General features: G+C 35.8%; 17 protein-coding genes. 6 read left to right on the forward strand and 11 right to left on the reverse strand.

The annotated features are described in order from the left end of the window. The first annotated feature begins 52 nt into the window (after positions 1–52). Positions 53–1252, forward strand: coding sequence for an MFS transporter (locus ACIQ38_RS16570; protein ID WP_402825423.1), 1200 nt, complete (start codon positions 53–55; stop codon positions 1250–1252). A gap of 21 nt (positions 1253–1273) precedes the next feature. Here the strand turns inward: ACIQ38_RS16570 and ACIQ38_RS16575 are convergent, their stop codons facing one another. The 4 genes from ACIQ38_RS16575 to ACIQ38_RS16590 all read right to left on the reverse strand — a co-directional run bounded on the left by ACIQ38_RS16575 (position 1274) and on the right by ACIQ38_RS16590 (position 5651). Then, complete coding sequence (locus ACIQ38_RS16575; RefSeq protein ID WP_402825425.1) at positions 1274–1918, reverse strand: TetR/AcrR family transcriptional regulator; 645 nt, start codon at positions 1916–1918, stop codon at positions 1274–1276. 12 nt (positions 1919–1930) lie between these two features. Beyond that, on the reverse strand, positions 1931–3037 hold the full coding sequence (locus ACIQ38_RS16580) for an ABC transporter permease (protein WP_402825428.1): 1107 nt from the start codon (positions 3035–3037) through the stop codon (positions 1931–1933). Continuing rightward, positions 3034–3756, reverse strand: coding sequence for an ABC transporter ATP-binding protein (locus ACIQ38_RS16585; protein WP_402825431.1), 723 nt, complete (start codon positions 3754–3756; stop codon positions 3034–3036). Before ACIQ38_RS16585 ends, ACIQ38_RS16580 begins: the two co-directional genes overlap by 4 nt. Positions 3757–4073: 317 nt before the next feature. Beyond that, positions 4074–5651 (reverse strand): glycosyltransferase family 2 protein, encoded by a 1578-nt coding sequence (locus tag ACIQ38_RS16590; RefSeq protein WP_402825434.1) that lies wholly within the window; start codon positions 5649–5651, stop codon positions 4074–4076. Positions 5652–5848: 197 nt separating this feature from the next. On the opposite strand from ACIQ38_RS16590, the gene ACIQ38_RS16595 reads away from it, so the two are divergent. Next, positions 5849–6940: a CapA family protein gene (locus ACIQ38_RS16595; RefSeq protein ID WP_402825437.1), complete on the forward strand. Its 1092-nt coding sequence runs from the start codon at positions 5849–5851 to the stop codon at positions 6938–6940. A 45-nt stretch (positions 6941–6985) separates the two neighbouring features. Here ACIQ38_RS16595 and ACIQ38_RS16600 read toward each other — a convergent pair whose 3' ends face one another. Further along, positions 6986–7876: a LysR family transcriptional regulator gene (locus ACIQ38_RS16600; protein ID WP_402825440.1), complete on the reverse strand. Its 891-nt coding sequence runs from the start codon at positions 7874–7876 to the stop codon at positions 6986–6988. 107 nt (positions 7877–7983) lie between these two features. On the opposite strand from ACIQ38_RS16600, the gene ACIQ38_RS16605 reads away from it, so the two are divergent. From ACIQ38_RS16605 to ACIQ38_RS16615, 3 genes are all read left to right on the forward strand, one after another. Continuing rightward, entirely contained in the window at positions 7984–9006 is a 1023-nt protein-coding gene (locus ACIQ38_RS16605) for a YeiH family protein (RefSeq protein WP_402825443.1), read from the forward strand. Between the two features lie 240 nt (positions 9007–9246). Next, positions 9247–9858 (forward strand): class I SAM-dependent methyltransferase, encoded by a 612-nt coding sequence (locus tag ACIQ38_RS16610; RefSeq protein WP_402825446.1) that lies wholly within the window; start codon positions 9247–9249, stop codon positions 9856–9858. Positions 9859–9889: 31 nt separating this feature from the next. After that, positions 9890–11203 (forward strand): serine hydrolase domain-containing protein, encoded by a 1314-nt coding sequence (locus ACIQ38_RS16615; protein ID WP_402825449.1) that lies wholly within the window; start codon positions 9890–9892, stop codon positions 11201–11203. A 41-nt stretch (positions 11204–11244) separates the two neighbouring features. Here ACIQ38_RS16615 and ACIQ38_RS16620 read toward each other — a convergent pair whose 3' ends face one another. From ACIQ38_RS16620 to ACIQ38_RS16645, 6 genes are all read right to left on the reverse strand, one after another. After that, positions 11245–11721: an SRPBCC family protein gene (locus ACIQ38_RS16620; RefSeq protein ID WP_402825450.1), complete on the reverse strand. Its 477-nt coding sequence runs from the start codon at positions 11719–11721 to the stop codon at positions 11245–11247. Positions 11722–11743: 22 nt separating this feature from the next. Continuing rightward, entirely contained in the window at positions 11744–13669 is a 1926-nt protein-coding gene (locus ACIQ38_RS16625) for a GTP-binding protein (RefSeq protein WP_402825452.1), read from the reverse strand. A 106-nt stretch (positions 13670–13775) separates the two neighbouring features. Further along, positions 13776–14666: a metal ABC transporter permease gene (locus tag ACIQ38_RS16630; protein ID WP_402825455.1), complete on the reverse strand. Its 891-nt coding sequence runs from the start codon at positions 14664–14666 to the stop codon at positions 13776–13778. Beyond that, positions 14659–15552 carry a metal ABC transporter permease gene (locus ACIQ38_RS16635; protein ID WP_402825458.1) on the reverse strand — a complete coding sequence of 298 codons (894 nt, stop codon included), beginning with the start codon at positions 15550–15552 and terminating at the stop codon, positions 14659–14661. Before ACIQ38_RS16635 ends, ACIQ38_RS16630 begins: the two co-directional genes overlap by 8 nt. 16 nt (positions 15553–15568) lie before the next feature. Continuing rightward, positions 15569–16318, reverse strand: coding sequence for a metal ABC transporter ATP-binding protein (locus ACIQ38_RS16640; protein ID WP_402825461.1), 750 nt, complete (start codon positions 16316–16318; stop codon positions 15569–15571). 12 nt (positions 16319–16330) lie between these two features. Continuing rightward, positions 16331–17251, reverse strand: a complete 921-nt coding sequence (locus tag ACIQ38_RS16645; RefSeq protein WP_402825464.1) for a metal ABC transporter solute-binding protein, Zn/Mn family — start codon at positions 17249–17251, stop codon at positions 16331–16333. A 247-nt stretch (positions 17252–17498) separates the two neighbouring features. Here ACIQ38_RS16645 and ACIQ38_RS16650 point away from each other — a divergent pair, with 247 nt between their 5' ends. Continuing rightward, positions 17499–17675: a hypothetical protein gene (locus ACIQ38_RS16650; RefSeq protein WP_402825467.1), complete on the forward strand. Its 177-nt coding sequence runs from the start codon at positions 17499–17501 to the stop codon at positions 17673–17675. The last annotated feature ends 19 nt before the right edge of the window (positions 17676–17694 follow it).

Below are 17694 nucleotides of genomic sequence, written 5' to 3' on the forward strand. Positions count from 1 at the left end.
CGAGTATATAATTCTAGCATATCCTACATTATTTATGGAATGGGCGGAATTTATGAGAACGTATAATGAGAAGATTAGTATTTATCATGGGATGGCTTCCACTACAGCACTTAACTTTACTAATAACTTTTTCCCGATATTTGCGATTACGATACTGGGTGCTACTAATTATCAAGTAGGATTAATCAGTTCGTTGCCTCCATTAATCGCATTGTTAATGACTATTCCGGCAGCAGTGTTATTAAACCGAGCAAATGCACAAAAAAAGCTAGTGGCTATGTCTGTGCTTCTCGCCAGATTAATGTTTTTATTCATTGTATTTGTAGTGTATTTGCCCTCTACTTCTCTTCAATCATGGGCATTTCTAGCAATTATAGCTTTCATTAGTGTACCAAATACGGTTGCTAATGTAGGTTGGCAAACGCTTATTAGTGGAATGATTGAGGAATCCAGAAGAGGACAGTTTTTCAGTGACCGCAATCGTTTATTGACGATGGTCGGGCTCGTGACTACTTTACTAATCGGTATTTTAATGAGGGATGCTTCGGAAAGTATTGTTGCTTACCAAATACTTTTTGCTATTGCTTTCGTCTTTGGTTTGCTAGAGGTATTCTTCTTATTAAAACATGAAGAAGATGTAATAAAAGTAGGAAATAATGAATCCAAAAAGAAATCAATGGATTGGAGCATTTTTAAACATGCTCATTATGTTTGGTTTTTAGCTGCTGCTCTCTTTTTTAACTTTGCTTGGCAAATGGCTTGGGGATTATTCAATATATATAATGTGCGAGTAGCTGGAGCAACTATTTTTTGGATTAGCATGTTTTCTGTTGGTAGCATGCTTATGCAAATACTGACATTTCCACTTTGGAAAAAATGGGCTGATAAGTATTCCAATATGCATGTATTTATATGGGCAGCAATTGGAATGGCAACAACACCTTTTTTAGTTTCGCTATCTACAAATCTGTATTATTTAACGCTCATTCAGACGTCGTCAGGTTTCTTTCTATCAGGTACAGTATTGATTTTATTTAATTTACTATTAGAGAAATCTCCTGAGCAATCTCGTACGTATTGCATAACAACGTACAATGTCTTACTGGCCTTTGTAGCATTTGTTGCTCCACAAGTTGGTATTTGGTTATTAGATCTCTTGGGTATGGACGTGGCTATGTATATCAGCTCCATACTGCGGTTTTTAAGTGCCTTTGGATTTTTATATGTTTATATAAGACAGAGAAAAAAGTAAAAAAGCGCAGATAGCGCTTTTTTATTTTTTCCCTAGCCCATGCATAATAAATTGAACCGTACGCTCTATTTCAAGTTCATCGTCCCAGTCACTGTCTGGGAAGAAAATATAGCGGGAAATTAAAAAGCCGAATATACTCGAAATGGCAAGCCTAGCAGCGCTTAATGTCGGCATTTCGATTAGTTGCCCTTTATCTTGATATCCTTTAATAACTTGCAAAATACGATCAAAAGTTTTTCGGGCAACTTGTTCTATAAACTGTTCTCTTAACTCTGGTTGGAATGGTATTTCCTGTATTACAATTTTAATAACAGGAAGCATCTTTTTAATAATATCGCTTCGGTTTTTGATCGCTGCTCTTAAAAAATCTTCTACGTTTTCATAGGGACGATCAAGTACTTTATGAAAATCATTTACAATGAATGGGCCGATTAGTTTTGTCATAAGGGGAGCGACGATTGAAACAAGCAACTCTTTTTTCGTTTTATAATGTCTAAAAATAGTTCCTTCTGCTACCCCCGCTTTTTTCGCAATCTCATTAGTAGACGTTGCGGCATACCCTTTTTCGGAAAATGATTCTATAGCAGCAATGATAATCTTTTTTTGTTTTTCGGTTAACTTCTCTTCTTCAAATAACTGTTGTAACAATACTTCATCTTCAGACATTAGGTACTCCTTTCAAATTTTTCGATATTTCTTTAAAGCGATAATATTTAACACGATAAATACAAGGGCAAATCCCAATAATACAAAGAGTTCATTTTTAATATCACTTAGACCAAAACCTTTATACATCACGTCTACTAAGGCATTTCCACCATAGTACATTGGCATGCATTTCGCAACAATTTGCATCCATTCAGGCATTCCTTCAATCGGCAAAATCCCCGCAAAAAAGACTTGAGGAATGATTGCAATAGGTATAAACTGCATCATTTGAAATTCCGAATTTGCAAAAGCCGACAATAAAATACCAAGCAATAATGCTACAAGTGCTAGTGATAAATTAATCAAAATTACATGCCATAGGGAACCAACGAGCATAATGTCTAAAACTTTTGTAGCGTAAAAAACAACAATCATTGTTTGAATGATTGCAAAGAAGCCGTATCCGATTAAATAGCCAAATACAATATCTCTTCTTTGAATAGGCGTTGCCATCAATCGGTCAAGTGTTCCGGTCGTCCGTTCTCGGAGTAACCCAATACCCGAAATAAGGAAGACGAAAAAGAATACAAAGAAACCGACTAATATGGGACTTAACTGGTCAAAAAAAGTTGTGTCACTGTCCCCATAAATATAAGTAGTATTAATTTCGGGCATTTTTGCTTGAGATATAGGAAATTGTACATTTGGAAGGTGACGCCCTATCTCTTCTACGAACGTGGACAGATTATCCGCCTGTTCGCTTGCTTTTACGGTGGAAATAGCTTGCATTATTTTAGTCTGTAATAATTTTGCTTTAGAAGGGTCGTCATTTGTAATAGTTAATTCTATTTGATCTTCATCCATTTGAAGTAGGGCATCTAGGTGATGATCTTTTATGAGTATATCGGGTTTTTGGGGCTGTTGAAATAATAGGACGTCTACTTCTTTTTCTTGCAATTGTTCTACTAAGCCTTCTTCTATATTAACTGCCCCTAGTCTTGGAGTAGTTGTATCAGAGGAAAGTAAAAAATGCAGCAATGTTAAGATGACTAATGGGGCAATCATCATTAAAGCAAGTGTTCGTTTGTCACGTACCATTTGGATACAAACTCGTTTAACTAAAGCAAGTGTCATCATCTTTTTGCACCTCCCGCTTTTAGAAATACTTCCTCTAAGCTATTTATTTGATAGTGGCTTTTCAATTCTAATGGTGAACCACTCGAAATTATTTCTCCATCTCTAACCATCACAAGTTGATCGCATTTCTCTGCTTCATCCATTACATGTGTTGTGATTAAAATAGTTTTTCCTGCTTCTTTTAGGCGAGAAATTTCAGCCCATATGGATTTTCTGAGCTCTGGATCAATTCCAACTGTAGGCTCATCTAGTATTAATACTTGGGGATCATGTATTAGCGCAATAGCTAATGAAAGTCGTCGCTTCATACCACCTGAATAATTTTGTACCTTCTTAGATAAATGAGAAGTCAATTCTACTAAATTAGCTGCGTAAGCAATTCGTTCTTTTTGTACGTTTTTGTTTAATTTATAAAGGGATGCAAAAAAGGCAAGGTTTTCTAGCCCGGTTAAATCATTGTACAAGGCATCTGCTTGTGCCATATATCCGATATGTTGTAACAGGCTCAAGTTTGGAACTTTTGTATTTAACACATGTACTTGACCAGCGGAAGGTTGATCCATTCCTACAATGATTTTCACTAATGTGGTTTTACCAGAACCAGACGGGCCAATTAAGCCAAAAACCTGTCCTGCATTCACTGCAATACTAATGTTAGTTAAAACATTTTTTTTTCCATAACTTTTACTTACTTGATGTAATTCAATGGTTGAAGTCATTAATAAAACCTCCTTTTTTAAAGTGAGTGATTACTCACTATCATTTTATGCTTTATAAAATCTAAGTCAATACTTATTGAGAAAAAATTAGTGAACTTAAAATATTTAATTGATAAGGAGAGGAAGGGAATGAGGAAATTGAAAATAAAAACACCTTCCATTGAAAGACGGTATACAATACCTAAATCATCAATGTGGAGGTGTTTATTTGCACTTAAACTAGAGTAATCATTTTCACCTATTGTTGGAATAGATTATGAAATATTCTTGTTTAATTGTAGTTTTTTTAGAACGTCAACAATTCCTTCTTATTCATTTTATCGTCGTATTAAAATAAGGTTTGAAATATTTCCCTCTTTTTCCTCGAAATGTGGTACATACTCATCTCCCCAACGTTTTAGTGTTTCATTCACAACCATACGAAATTGTCGATTCAAGTTCTTTTTTTGTAAAATAGTTAGATTATCACTGTGTCGTCGTTGGTGGTAGAGGGTTTTGTCAATCCAATGAATGTCAAAGCGTTCGATAATTCTCAATAACATCAAAAAGTCACCCGCTAAAAGTGGTTCTCCATGTAACGAGGATGTCCAACCTTTTAATTTTTTTAGAGCGGACAGGCGGTACATACGTGGGTAATGAGTCTGGAGATTTTGTAGTACATCATATTTATTGGAATTTGGAATACCTTTAATTATATCTCCTTCTATTAATTGACCGTTCTCTTCGACCCAAATTTGTCGATTCGCAAAAGCCATACCTACTTTGGAAGGTAATATGTCTAAGTCGTTTAACATAATTTCTAAAGTATATGGATCGATCCAGTCATCTCCATCTAATTCAAGTACATATTCCCCTAGTACATATTGTAAACCAATATTGAGTGCTTCTGTTTTATGCCTTTGGTTAAGATGAATGGGAATCATTCTGGAATCATGAAATGAATAGATTTTTTCTAATGTACTTTCGGTGGAACCTACATCTAAAGCAACAACATGGAAATTAGAATAGGTTTGATCTAGAACACTTTGAATACAATTTTGAATATAGTTTTCGTGATTATGTGCTGTAATTATAACTGTAATTTTTGGTATATCTCCATTCATTTGTCTATGATTTACACTGGCACGCATACTTTGGATGAATAAATCTTCTGAAGGGGTCATGGTTGTTAAAGAGTGTTCACCATTTAATCGATACTCCATTAAAACTTCATGTATAAATTGGAACTCTCCAATCCGCATCAATCTTATCCAAAATTCATAATCCGAAACTAGTCCATATTTTGGGTCATAGCCATCTATCTTTTCATATGCTTCTCTTGTAAAAAGGAAGGATGCTCCAATGAAACAAGTCAACATAATTTCTTCTTTTGGACGATTCATCATGTTAAACATCGCTTTATGCCAATCTTGTCCAAAAGAATCTGATAGTCCCTGCTCATTGATCGGTTGATACATCGAATAAACTAGTACCGTGTTCGAAGGGGCGATGTTCATATTATCTACCAATCTTTCAAGAAAATAAGGTTTCTGCTTATTATCACTAGAAACCCAAGTTAAATAGGGACAATCCAATAAGTATTTAAAACCTTCATTGAGTGAATAGGCAATTCCTTTATTTTTAGTACGATGAACGATGGAGTAGGAACAAGTGAGAATTTTCGAAGCTTCATATGTTGCTTTTACGGTTTCTTCATTAGCGCCATCAATGACAATTACTAATTTAAAGTCGCGATAAGTTTGGTTTTCTAATGCCTGAATACATTCTATTAAATAATCTTTTTCTTGATTGTAAACAGGGAGTACGATTCCTACTTTGCTAGATTGCTTGTTATCGTCAGTATTATTTAAATTTCTTCTTTTTCTTACTCTTTTCGGCTGTATTTTACTATACAATTGGTTGTACCACCTGATTTTCTTCAAAAACATTTTAGTTCTCCTTTCATAGTTATTAAACGGTATAGTAACCGTCTATAGAATAATCTATGATTGTATAGAAAACTCCAAAGGGCTATTTTCTTATAGAAAGTATATTAATATCTTATTAATGTTAAATTTTCATAAAAAGGAATGAAAAGAGGGAGATGCTTCCCATGAAAACTTTAATTTCACTACTAGTTTTATTAATTTCCGGTTTACTTTATTTTAATCTGCAAATAGATAAACCTTTTCAAGAAAAGTTCCACGGGAAACAATTTTCGACATTTCATATCGATTATCGAGAAGATACGATAACAATCGGGATGATTGGTGATATTTTGTTACATTATCCGTTATACAATTATAAAAGTTTTATATCCTCTTTTGAGCCAGTAAAAGAAGAGCTGGAATCATTCGACATTTTAATAGCGAATCAAGAATCTATCCCAGCTGGTAGTGAATTTGGTTTGTCAGGATATCCGGATTTTTCTAGTCCTTCTCATATAATTAGAGATTTAAAAGAGGTTGGAGTAGATCTAATTTCGATGGCAAATAATCACACACTCGATCAAGAAGAGGCGGGAGTACGAGCTGCGATTAATCATATGAAAACAGTTGATATGCCATATATCGGCGCATATGAATCTTTCGAAGATTTACAGACAGATCGTATTTTGCAAGTAGATAATGTTAGTTTTGGATTTCTTAGTTATACTTACGGGACGAATGGTCATGTAACTCCGAATGGAAAGGATTATTTAGTTAACCGTATCGATCAAAGTCGAATCACAGAGGATATACGCGCTTTAAAGCAAAAAACAGATTTTGTTGTAGTAAGTATGCATTGGGGAACGGAGTATGAATTGGAACCTAATGAGGAACAAAAAACTCTTGCAAATGTGATTACAGATGCAGGAGCAGATATTATTTTCGGGCATCATCCGCATGTCATTCAGCCATATGAAATGGTCACGACGAGTAGTGGTCACAGCGCGCATGTGTTTTATTCGCTTGGAAACTTTTTTTCTGCGCAAAAAGCGGAGAATACAAATGTCGGTGGAATTGCCAAATTAGAAATATTAAAGAAGACTATTAATGGTAAACAAGTATTGAGTATAGCGACCCCTTCTTTTATATCAACAGCTGTTTTAAGAGGAGAGCCGTTTACGGTGCAACCGCTTGTAAACGTGGAAAACCAGATTGGTCATACGGATAAGTCGGTGCAAGAGCATGTATTTGGTAGTTGTAACTGCCAATATGAATGATTCAAAAAAGGTTCTAGAAGCAAAACTCTAGCATGTTTATGAATGCTAGAGATTTGCTTTTTGTCGTAACCTATCTCTAAATGCCATTACATGTCGTTTATCTTCCATCACAGGAGAGCATATACAGGAAAATAATCGTTTAAAGGGTGGATGGTTAAGGGGGAGAATAGAAAGATTACGCTGTTGGACATCTCTGTCAATTGCATGGGTGGACAGCAGTGATAATCCTTGTTTACTATGCATAATGGTTTCTTTAATCCCTTGGTTGCTACTAACGGTAATTATGGATTTTGCCTTTAGACCATTGGAACGGATCATATGTTTTAAATACTCTCGTGTTCCTGATCCTTCTTCTCTCATAAACCACGTCTGATTTTGAAGATCTACCATACTTACTGAACTTTTGGTAACCAGTTCATGTTCAATAGAACTAACGACGAATAACTCATCCTCCATAAAAGGCTCTACTAGCAACTCCTTCTCATTTGTTTGGCCTTCTATTAAACCAATATCTACATTCAGCAAACGAACAGACTGAACAATTTCTTCTGTATTTCCTATAAACACTTCCAATTCAAGGTTTGGATAAATGTTCTGTAGTTCAACAAGTAGGGGAGGGATGACATACTCACCTATAGTAAAGCTTGCTCCAATGACGAGTTTTCCAATAATATCATGATGATGCTCTAGAATATCTTTTTGGGTTTGCTCGTACATGGAAAGTATTTGTTTAGCCCGTTCATATAAAATTTCACCTGTAGGCGTAATTTTTAATAGTTTTGGTGAACGTATGAATAACTCTGTTTGAAATTCCTTTTCTAGATTTTTTATATGCACGCTGACACTTGGTTGTGAGATGTGAAGGAGTTCCGCTGCTCTTGTAAAATTTTTAGTTTCTACTAGTGTTATGAATGTTTTAAGTGCGTCATAGTACAACTGATTACCTCCAATTATTAAAAATATTAATAGTAATGATTATATATATGTATTTTACTAATAATAAAAAACTTCGTAAAGTGGAAGAAAACGGAGGAGGAATATCGATGAAAAAGATAGCTAATACATTAAAAATGAACCAGCCCTTTTATTACGGTATAGGGATTACGCTGGTTATTGCTATATTGGCTAAACTATTATCCGAAGTTCCATATTTATCTATTATGGGACAGTTAGTCATTGCTATTATATTGGGAGTAGTTTGGAGCGCAACGATTGGTGTACCAGCAAAGTTTCGACATGGTGTTTCTTTTTCAAGTAAAAAGTTGCTACGATTAGGTATTATTTTATTGGGGATGCGTCTAAATTTGGCAGACATTTATCATGCTGGATTAAGTGTTTTTTTGATCGCTCTTATTAATATTCTCTTTGCTTTATTTGTTGTGTATGGGCTTTCTCGTGTGTTTGGGGTCGATAAGAAACTAGGAATTTTAACGGCTTGTGGGACAGCGATTTGTGGAGCAGCAGCAGTTGTAGCGATAGCCCCGCAAGTGAAGGCGAATGATGACGAAACTGCCATAGGTGTTGCAACAATTGCTATACTTGGTACGTTATTTACGTTAGGCTATACTTTTTTGTATCCTATCTTACATCTTACTCCAAGTGGTTATGGTGTATTCGCTGGTGGAACATTACATGAAATTGCTCACGTAATTGCAGCAGCTGATCCCGGAGGAAGTGCAGCTGTGGATCTAGCTGTTATTGTGAAACTCACACGAGTGGCACTTTTAGTACCAATCGCTTTAGTGATAGGTTTTATCGTGAAAAAAAGAGAAAAAGGTGACTCGAAAAGTAAGTTTTCTATGTCCAGTATACCTTGGTTTATTATTGGGTTTTTGGTAATGAGTGGTGTTCACACACTGGGGATTGTTCCAGAAGAACTTGCTAGTTGGATTGTTTTAGTCGCTTATCTTCTTATTGCAATGGCAATGGCTGGACTAGGGTTGAATATTGATATAAGAACTTTTAAAAAGTTGGGTGTAAAGCCTTTTGCAGCTGGATTTGTAGGCTCTATTTTATTATCTATTCTGGGGTATGCACTTGTTTATGTGTTCCAGTTAAATGTTTAAATAAACGACAAGGAAAAATCAAACTTTCCTTGTCATTCTTTATTTATTGCTGTTTTGGCAACTGTGATAACTTGTTAGTTAATGCCAGCTCACAATTGATATATATCATATTAATGAGTGTAAATTTGAAGTATGATTATATAAAGAAAAAGGAAGAATCGCTCAAGAATAAAAAAATACAAGTTACCGATATGATTAAAGAGTTAGATGGAGTAGGTTGAGTAATAAAAGGAGGTTACCATGAAAGAACAAGATCATGATCGATTATTACGTATAAAAACGGAAGGAATACGCGAATGGCAACATCAATCGGCACATTATAATCGCTACGAAGCGACGCCTTATATGGCACTTGAGGCACTATTTGATGAGTATGAGTGTACTACTTCTGATAAATTTGTGGACTTTGGTTGTGGTAAAGGACGTTTTCCATTTTATATTCATCATCATCTGCATGTGTCTGGAATTGGGGTAGAGATGAATGGACAGCTGTATCAAGAAGCTTTAGAAAATTTAACGAAATACATGGAGCGAGCAAAGCAGTCCAGGGCATCTATTCGATTTGAGCATATTTTCGCGGAAGGGTATGATATCGAACAAGATGATAATCGCTTTTATTTCTTTAATCCATTTTCCATTCAAATATTTCAAAAAGTCATCAGCAATATCCTATTATCAGTAGAACAACATCCACGTTCGATTGACGTTATCTTATACTATCCTACTTCGGAGTATATACAATTTCTCGAGGGGAACACTGTATTTGAGTTGTTGAAAGAAGTGAGAGTACCTGAGTTATATGACCAAAATAACAATGAGCGGTTTGTGATATTTAGATTAGAAGAAATATAGTAATAGAATCTTTAAAAGGGGGGAGTTATCCATGAGTGATTTAGAAAAAAGGCTAGAAGAATGGATAAAAGCATATAGTATTAATGGTTATCTGAATGGTTCTATCTTGGTAGCATATAAAGGGGAAATCCTTGTTAATAAAGGCTTTGGAAAGGCAAACTGGGAACATCAAGTTTCTAATAGACCGGACACTAAGTATCGAATTGGTTCCATTACTAAAGGGTTCACAGCAATGGCTATTTATCAATTATATGAGCAAAAGAAACTTGAATTGGATGATCCAATAAGTAAATACTTACCTTATTTCCCTAATGGTAATAATTTTACAGTCTATCATTGTTTAACTCATACTTCAGGTGTCGCCAATTTCACCAGTTTTGATGAGTTTTGGATGAAAACAATGAGGCTTCCTTCTAGTTTAAAAGAAACGATAGATTCATTTAAAAATAATGCCTTGGTATTTGAAGCAGGAACTCATTTCGAGTATTCGAATTCAGGTTATTTACTATTAACAGCAATAATTGAAGTCGTTTCTGGAAAAACTTATGCAGAATATTTGCAGGAGAAAATTTTTAGTCCACTTGGTATGAAAAATACTGGGTGTGATAACGGAATAGATATCGTGCCAGATTTGGCTATGGGTTATTCTTATAATGGAAAACCAATTCATTCAGCCTATGCAGACCTTTCTTTCCCATTAGGAGCATATGGCCTTTACTCAACGATAGAAGATCTATACATATGGGATCAAGCAATTCAAAATTCAGTTTTAGTTAGCGAGTCTGCAACAGAAAAAATGCTCACCCCTTATCTTGAATCATATGCATGTGGATGGTCCGTTTCACCAACATTAGGGAAAAAATGCTTTAGTCATTTTGGTGACATTAGTGGATACGCTAATGATATTATAAGATTTTCCGAGGACCAATTAACGATTATTTTCTTAAGTAATATGAATATAACTCCTGTTTCAATTCTTACTAGAGAAATAGCGAAAGTGATTTTTAATCATAATTATGTTCTTCCTGCCCCCCTTGAGCCAAGGAAAGTAAACGATATTCCATTTATAAGTGGAAGATATATATGTGATAAAAGTGAAAATGTTTTTTGGGAGCTTACAAAGGAAGGGAATGAATACTTTATAACTTTACCAAAGCGGTATAATGTATTGTATAAGTTTAAACTCATTCCAATTGAACAAGGAGAAAAAAACATCATATTTAAAACAGAAATGATTAATGAACTTTTGGAGATTACATATTTAAATAATATAGTTCAGGTAGTTCGATACACTGATTATGAAAATAAAACAAATCAATACAAAAAGGTTTCCGATTTTTCGTAGCGGAAACCTTTTCTTTATCTGTTAACTTGAAAAGCGAACGGTTATTTGGTGATTTTACCTAAAAGTTCTTCATATTTCACATACCAAGCTTGCCACTCATCTTTTCTATCTATTGTGCGACCATCTAAAATAGCTTCAATTACATCCAGGCATACATGCCATCCTGCAAGGTCTTTGATTGTTTGTTCTGTAAAAGATGAAATTGTCTCAATAAAAGTTAATTGGCAACCATCTGAAACAGGAGATAATACAAATCTAGCGATGTCTTTATCCCATTCAAAAGCTAAAACTTTGAAAGGCTCATAATCTACAATTTGCATATCAATGAATGTCCCATCTTGCATATCAAACTTGATTAACCCATCTTTACTTAAATCGACAATTTGAAGTTCAGAAAACCATTGCTGTAATTTGTCGTTTTCGGTTAACATACTCCAAACCTTCTCTACTGAATGCTGGAGATTTCGTTTGAAACGAGCTGTATAGATATCATTTTCCTTTTGAATCGTTGCAATCATTTGATTTCCTCCTAGGTTTGAGTTATAAACAATGCATTGCTTCTTCCGCTTCATCCCATGGAACTTTATAGCCTTTTCCTTTTGCGCAGAAAATAGAAGTGGATGTGTATTCTGGATCTGCTTCTTTATTGTAGCCGATTTTTTCGACTACTTCCTCTTTGTTATGACAACGATCATATCCACCAAATAGTAGGCTTAGTGTTCCTTTGCCGTGAGTGAAGGAAGCAAACGATGTACTATAATTCATAAAGGTTGCAACAGGTACTCGTCCTTTTATAATCACTTTGTCTCCTACGTTCTCTGGCGATTCAAAAGTTCCATGCGCTTGTTGGATATCAGATAAGACTCGTCCTATAAGATCCATATCTACTTTTATTTTAAAATCGTAGAAAGGCTCTAAGAGCACATTTTCTGCTTTTTCCAGTCCTTGTCTTAATGCTCGATATGTCGCTTCCCGAAAATCTCCACCATGTGTATGCTCGTTGTGCCCTCGACCAGTAAGCAGTGTTATTTTGACATCCGTAAGAGTAGAACCCGTCAGTATTCCGTGATGGTCACGTTCTGTTAAATGATGTAACACTAAGTTTTGGTTGCCGATCGATAAATCATTAGCATGGCAAACATTGTCCAAGGAAATTCCACTGCCACGTTCTGAAGGCTCGATTAATAAATGCACTTCTGCATAATGCTTTAAAGGCTCAAAATGCCCGTAACCTCTAACTGTTGTATCGATTGTTTCTTTATAAAGAATTCTTGGTTCACCAAATGAAACGTTGAACTGGAAACGTTCGAGGACTATTTGTTGTAGCACTTCCAGCTGAATAACACCCATCACATGCACATGTATTTCTTGAAAATGCTCATCCCAATAAACGCTTAATGAAGGATCTTCTGCATCTAGCAGTTTAAAGCATCGCAACATTTCTTTGACGTGAATAGAAGTATCAAAATTCACTTTTGATTTTAAAGTAGGAATCATATCAAAGGTCGTTTTATCACTAGTTGCCCCAATTCCATCGCCAATAGAAGCATTGGTGAGCCCAGTTACTGCTACAAGTTCGCCTGCAACTGCTTGGTCCACTGTTTTGTATTTATTTCCACTATATACGCGTAGTTGCGTAACTTTTTCCGCTAATTCCCCGTACTGCACTTCATCCCGTACTTTTAGCTTGCCGCTTAATAATTTAAGAAATGTTACTCTATTTCCACTTTCGTCATGACGAATTTTGTAAACTTGTGCGGAGAATGCTTCTTCCTGTTTATAAGAAGACTCTGTCAATAAATCTAGTTTTTCTATGAATTCGATTATGCCGATGTCTTTTAAAGCAGAACCGCTTGCACAAGGGAAAATTTTATTTTCTCGAATCATGCGTTTACAAGTTTGTATCCATAACTCCTCGTCATAATCACTGTCCATATATATTTCAAGTAGGTTCTCATCTCGTTCTGCTAAAAATTCGATGAACGCTTCGTTGAAGAGATTAGTTATATCACACACATTTTCTGACAAGTTAGCACGAATTTCGTCTAAAATGCTCGCTGCATCAGCTCCTTCATAATCAGTTTTATTGATAAAGAAAAAAGTAGGGACTTGATGTTTTCGTAAAAGTTGCCACACTGTTTCGGTATGCCCTTCTACACCATCTACCGCGCTAATAATGATGACCGCAAAGTCCATCACTTGGATAGCACGTTCCATTTCGGGTGAAAAATCGACGTGACCAGGAGTATCTATCACATAATAAGTGGAATCGTTATAAGAGAAGATTCCTTGGTCCGCAAAAATCGTAATTCCTCTATTTTTTTCGATGGAATGGCTGTCGAGAAAAGAGTCTTGATGGTCGACACGTCCTCTTTGTCGAATAGTCTTCGTATGATAAAGTAGTTGCTCTGAAAAAGTCGTTTTTCCAGCATCTACGTGTGCGAGTATACCAATGGTTTTATACACGACGTCACCTCTGTTCGTTTGTAGTGAATGACTTTATTATAGCAAAGCTTTCAGTACAAAAGAAAAGCCACCGTGTATTTCAATATACACGGCGGCTTATAAAGTATTAGGATTCAACATGTACTTTTACATCTTTTAATTTCATACGTTTATACGCTTTCCATATCCACCCATCATGTGGTTTGAATAAAAACACAAGCATAAATATTAAGCCTATCATTGCTGCCATCATGCCAGCAATAGAAGTATTCCATAGTTTTGCTAAATAATATCCAGTAATTGCTGCAGTGACACCGAATGTCATGCTCCATACAATCATTCTTAAGACACTTTTACTCATGAGGTAAGCAGTAGCGGCAGGTCCGATGAGCATTGCCACCACAAGAACTGCACCCACACTATCAAAAGCTGCAACGGTTGTTAAAGATACGAGTGTCATATAAGAGTAATGCATAGCTACTATTGGTAAACCGATAGATAGTGCGAAAACTGGATCGAAAGTAGTGAGCTTCATCTCTTTGTAAAAGAAAACTAGGAATAATATATTGAAGACAAGAACGATTAATAACATCCAAACTGCTTTTGGCATGGAAAATCCAAAAATGTCCCAAGTATCCCATGGAACAAAAGCAATTTCACCCATCAGCACATGCTCCACATCTAAGTGGACATTTCCGGCAAATAAAGTGATAAACAAAACGCCTAGTGCAAATAAGGAAGTGAACACAACTCCAATAGCAGCATCTTCTTGTAAGCCGCCTGACTGGAGCAATTGCACAAGAAAAGTAGTAAGTAAACCAGCGATTGCAGCACCCACTAGCATCCAAAATCCATTTAATGATTGGGTAATCATAAATGCCACTACAATTCCGAATAACACGGTGTGACTAATAGCATCTGCAATCATAGCCGTTTTGCGTAGGATTAAAAATACACCGGTTAACCCACAAGTAATTCCAACTAATGATCCAGTTAAGAGCACCCAGAATTCATTCATGGTTCACTGCCTCCTTTACTACCTTTCTTTGCTTAAATGCTTTTTTCTTTAGTGATTTGGAGATGAAGCCTCTTGTTGGTGCGAAAAAATAAGAGATTAAAAAGAGACTAGCAGCACATAGTACGATAATCGGTCCTGTTGATAGTCCTGTACGAAGAGAACTTATAATCGTACCTAATGCACCTGAAAGTGCCCCAAAGAATGCACTTGTAACTAGAATAATTCCAAGGTGATTGGACCAAAATCTAGCAGCTGCAGCAGGTATTATGAGCATAGCTGCCATTAAAATAACACCAACCGCTTGTATGCCAGTTACAATCGTTAGCACCGTAAGAGCTGTCAATAAAACACGTAATCGTTCGACTGGTAATCCGATACCTTTTGCAAATACCGGGTCAAAAATCATTAGCTTCCATTCTTTAAAAAATAGTAGACACATTAATATGATTAACAAAGCACTACCCGATAGCCAAACTAAATCGCTTTTCGCCATGGTAGCGGCTTTTCCAAATATAAAGTCATTCAAACCGCTTTGATTTCCTGTGCCGCTTTGATTGACAATAGTAAGGAGAACAATTCCAATCCCAAAAAATACAGATAAAACAAATCCAATTGCCGCGTCTGCTTTTAGCTTAGAGTTGCCTACAATCCATTGAATCATATAGACAGCAAGTGCAGAAGTAATAGCAGCACCTAGCATAAGTATCGGTAAATCCTTTTGCTGAAAAACTAAATAAGCAATCGCAATTCCAGGAAGAGCCGCATGCGCTGCTGCATCTCCAACCAAGCTTTGTTTTTGCAGAAAGGCGAAGGTTCCATTTAAACCGGCCGCTACTCCTAGTAAAATAGCTCCTATAAGAACCCAAAGCAAGTTTCCAGTTAACATGATCTTTTCACCTCTCTTAGTTGAACGTTTTGTTCGATTTCGTCTTATCCATAAAAAATAATTTTCCTCCATATGCTTCTTGTAGATTGTCTTCTGTAAAGGTTCGCTCTGTTGGTCCTGATGCGGTAATGGTTTGGTTCAATAAGATTATCCAATCAAAATAGTCAGCTGCAGTTTGTAAATCATGGTGGACAACGAAAACAGATTTACCTTTTGCTTTTAAATCTTTTAAAATAGCAATAATTGTCCGCTCTGTTGCAGCATCTACACCAACAAATGGTTCATCCATAAAATAGACTTCCGCTTCTTGTGCAAGTGCACGAGCCAAAAATACTCGCTGCTGTTGTCCTCCTGATAATTGACCAATTGATCGATCAGCAAAAGCTTCCATTCCGACATTTTTTAAGCAATCCATGGCAATTTGTTTATCTTTTGCCGATGGTTTTTTTATCATACCTATATGTCCGTAACGTCCCATAAGGACAACATCTAAGGCATTTGTAGGAAAGTCCCAATCAACTGCATTTCGCTGTGGAACATAGCCGACTGTATGATCTTTTGGGTTAAGGGGACGCTCTAAAATGTGAACTGCCCCTGTTTTGTTTGGTAATTGGTTAAGTATTGCTTTGATCAATGTAGATTTCCCCGCTCCATTTGGTCCAATAATGCCTGTTAAGTGGCCTACTGGAATAGTTAAGTTCACATTTTCCAATACGACTTTTTCTTCATAAGCAACCGACAAATTTTTTACTTGTAACGAGTCCATGTTGCTTCCCTCCTATTTAAGTGAATCGACAATTGTGTTGACGTTATGTTTATACATACCAATATAAGTTCCTTCTTCTGTTCCTTCCGCACCCATTGCATCAGAGTAAAGCTCTCCTCCAATTTGAATCGTGTGCCCTTTTTCTTTCGCACCTTCTATAACAGCTTTCATTGCTTTATCCGAAACACTAGATTCTATGAAAACAGCTTTAATATTGTTTTCTACTAGAAAATCTACGATATTTTGAACATCTTTTAAGCCATACTCGGAATCTGTACTTAAGCCTTGTAAGCCTCGTACTTCCATGCCATGACTATTTCCGAAGTAGTTAAATGCGTCATGTGCTGTTACAAGCACTCGTTGTTTTTCTGGAATTTCACTAATCCGCTGATCTGTCCAAGCAGACAAATCAGATAATTTTTTAAAAAATGCTTCTTCGTTTTTTGCAAAGTCATCTTTACTGTCTGGAAGTTCTTCTGAAAGTGTTTTGGTTATTTCTTTCGTTGCTGATTCCCATACATTAATATCAAACCAAATATGTGGATCTGCTAGATCAGGATGCGCTTCATCATTTAATATCTGCTCTCGTGGAACAGCGTCACCAATCGCTACAACCGTTTTTTCTTTCTTCATTTTCTCGAAAATTTCGCTCATTTTTCCTTCCAGCTCTAGACCGTTATAAAAAATGATGTCTGCCTTTTCTAATATTTGTAAGTCTCCTTGTGTCGCTTTATACAAGTGAGGATCTACACCCGGTCCCATTAATGATTTTATCTCCACATGATCTCCAGCAATTTCTTTCACCGCGTCTGCAATTTGCCCGGTGGTCGTAATAACTAATGGTTTTTCGTCTTTTTTTGCATCCCCACTAGCATTGTTGCTACATCCAACTAACAAAACAGCAGTAATGAATAAAAATAAAATCTTTTTCACATTATTTCCTCCCTTTTCCTATGCTCTACTTTATTTCCCTCGGGAAACTTTTAGAATAAAAAAAATCATCTTTTTTCTCAAGTGCCATTAACTTTCCGAGAGGAAACATTTGTTCATAAGGATAACACTTTGTTTTTATTTTGTCAAAGTAATGTATGTAAATTTTTTAATAATGGTGATTATAAGAAAAAACTTTTCTTAGTGTTATACTTTAATGACAAATGAAATGAAAAGGAGTTGACGGTTCATGCAATATTCGAAATCTAAGATGGAGCAACTAGTGAAGCATAGTGCAGATCTTTCTAAACGTTTGAAAGAAGTAATGAAAGAACACGACTTAGAAAAAAGTTTTGCTTTAAAAGCGCTATATCATTCAGAAGTAAAAGACGGTGGAAGATATCAGAGAGATTATCAGGACTTATAATTCATAAAGGGGAAGAGGC

Source organism: Psychrobacillus sp. NPDC096389, assembly GCF_044762855.1.
Taxonomy (GTDB): domain Bacteria; phylum Bacillota; class Bacilli; order Bacillales_A; family Planococcaceae; genus Psychrobacillus.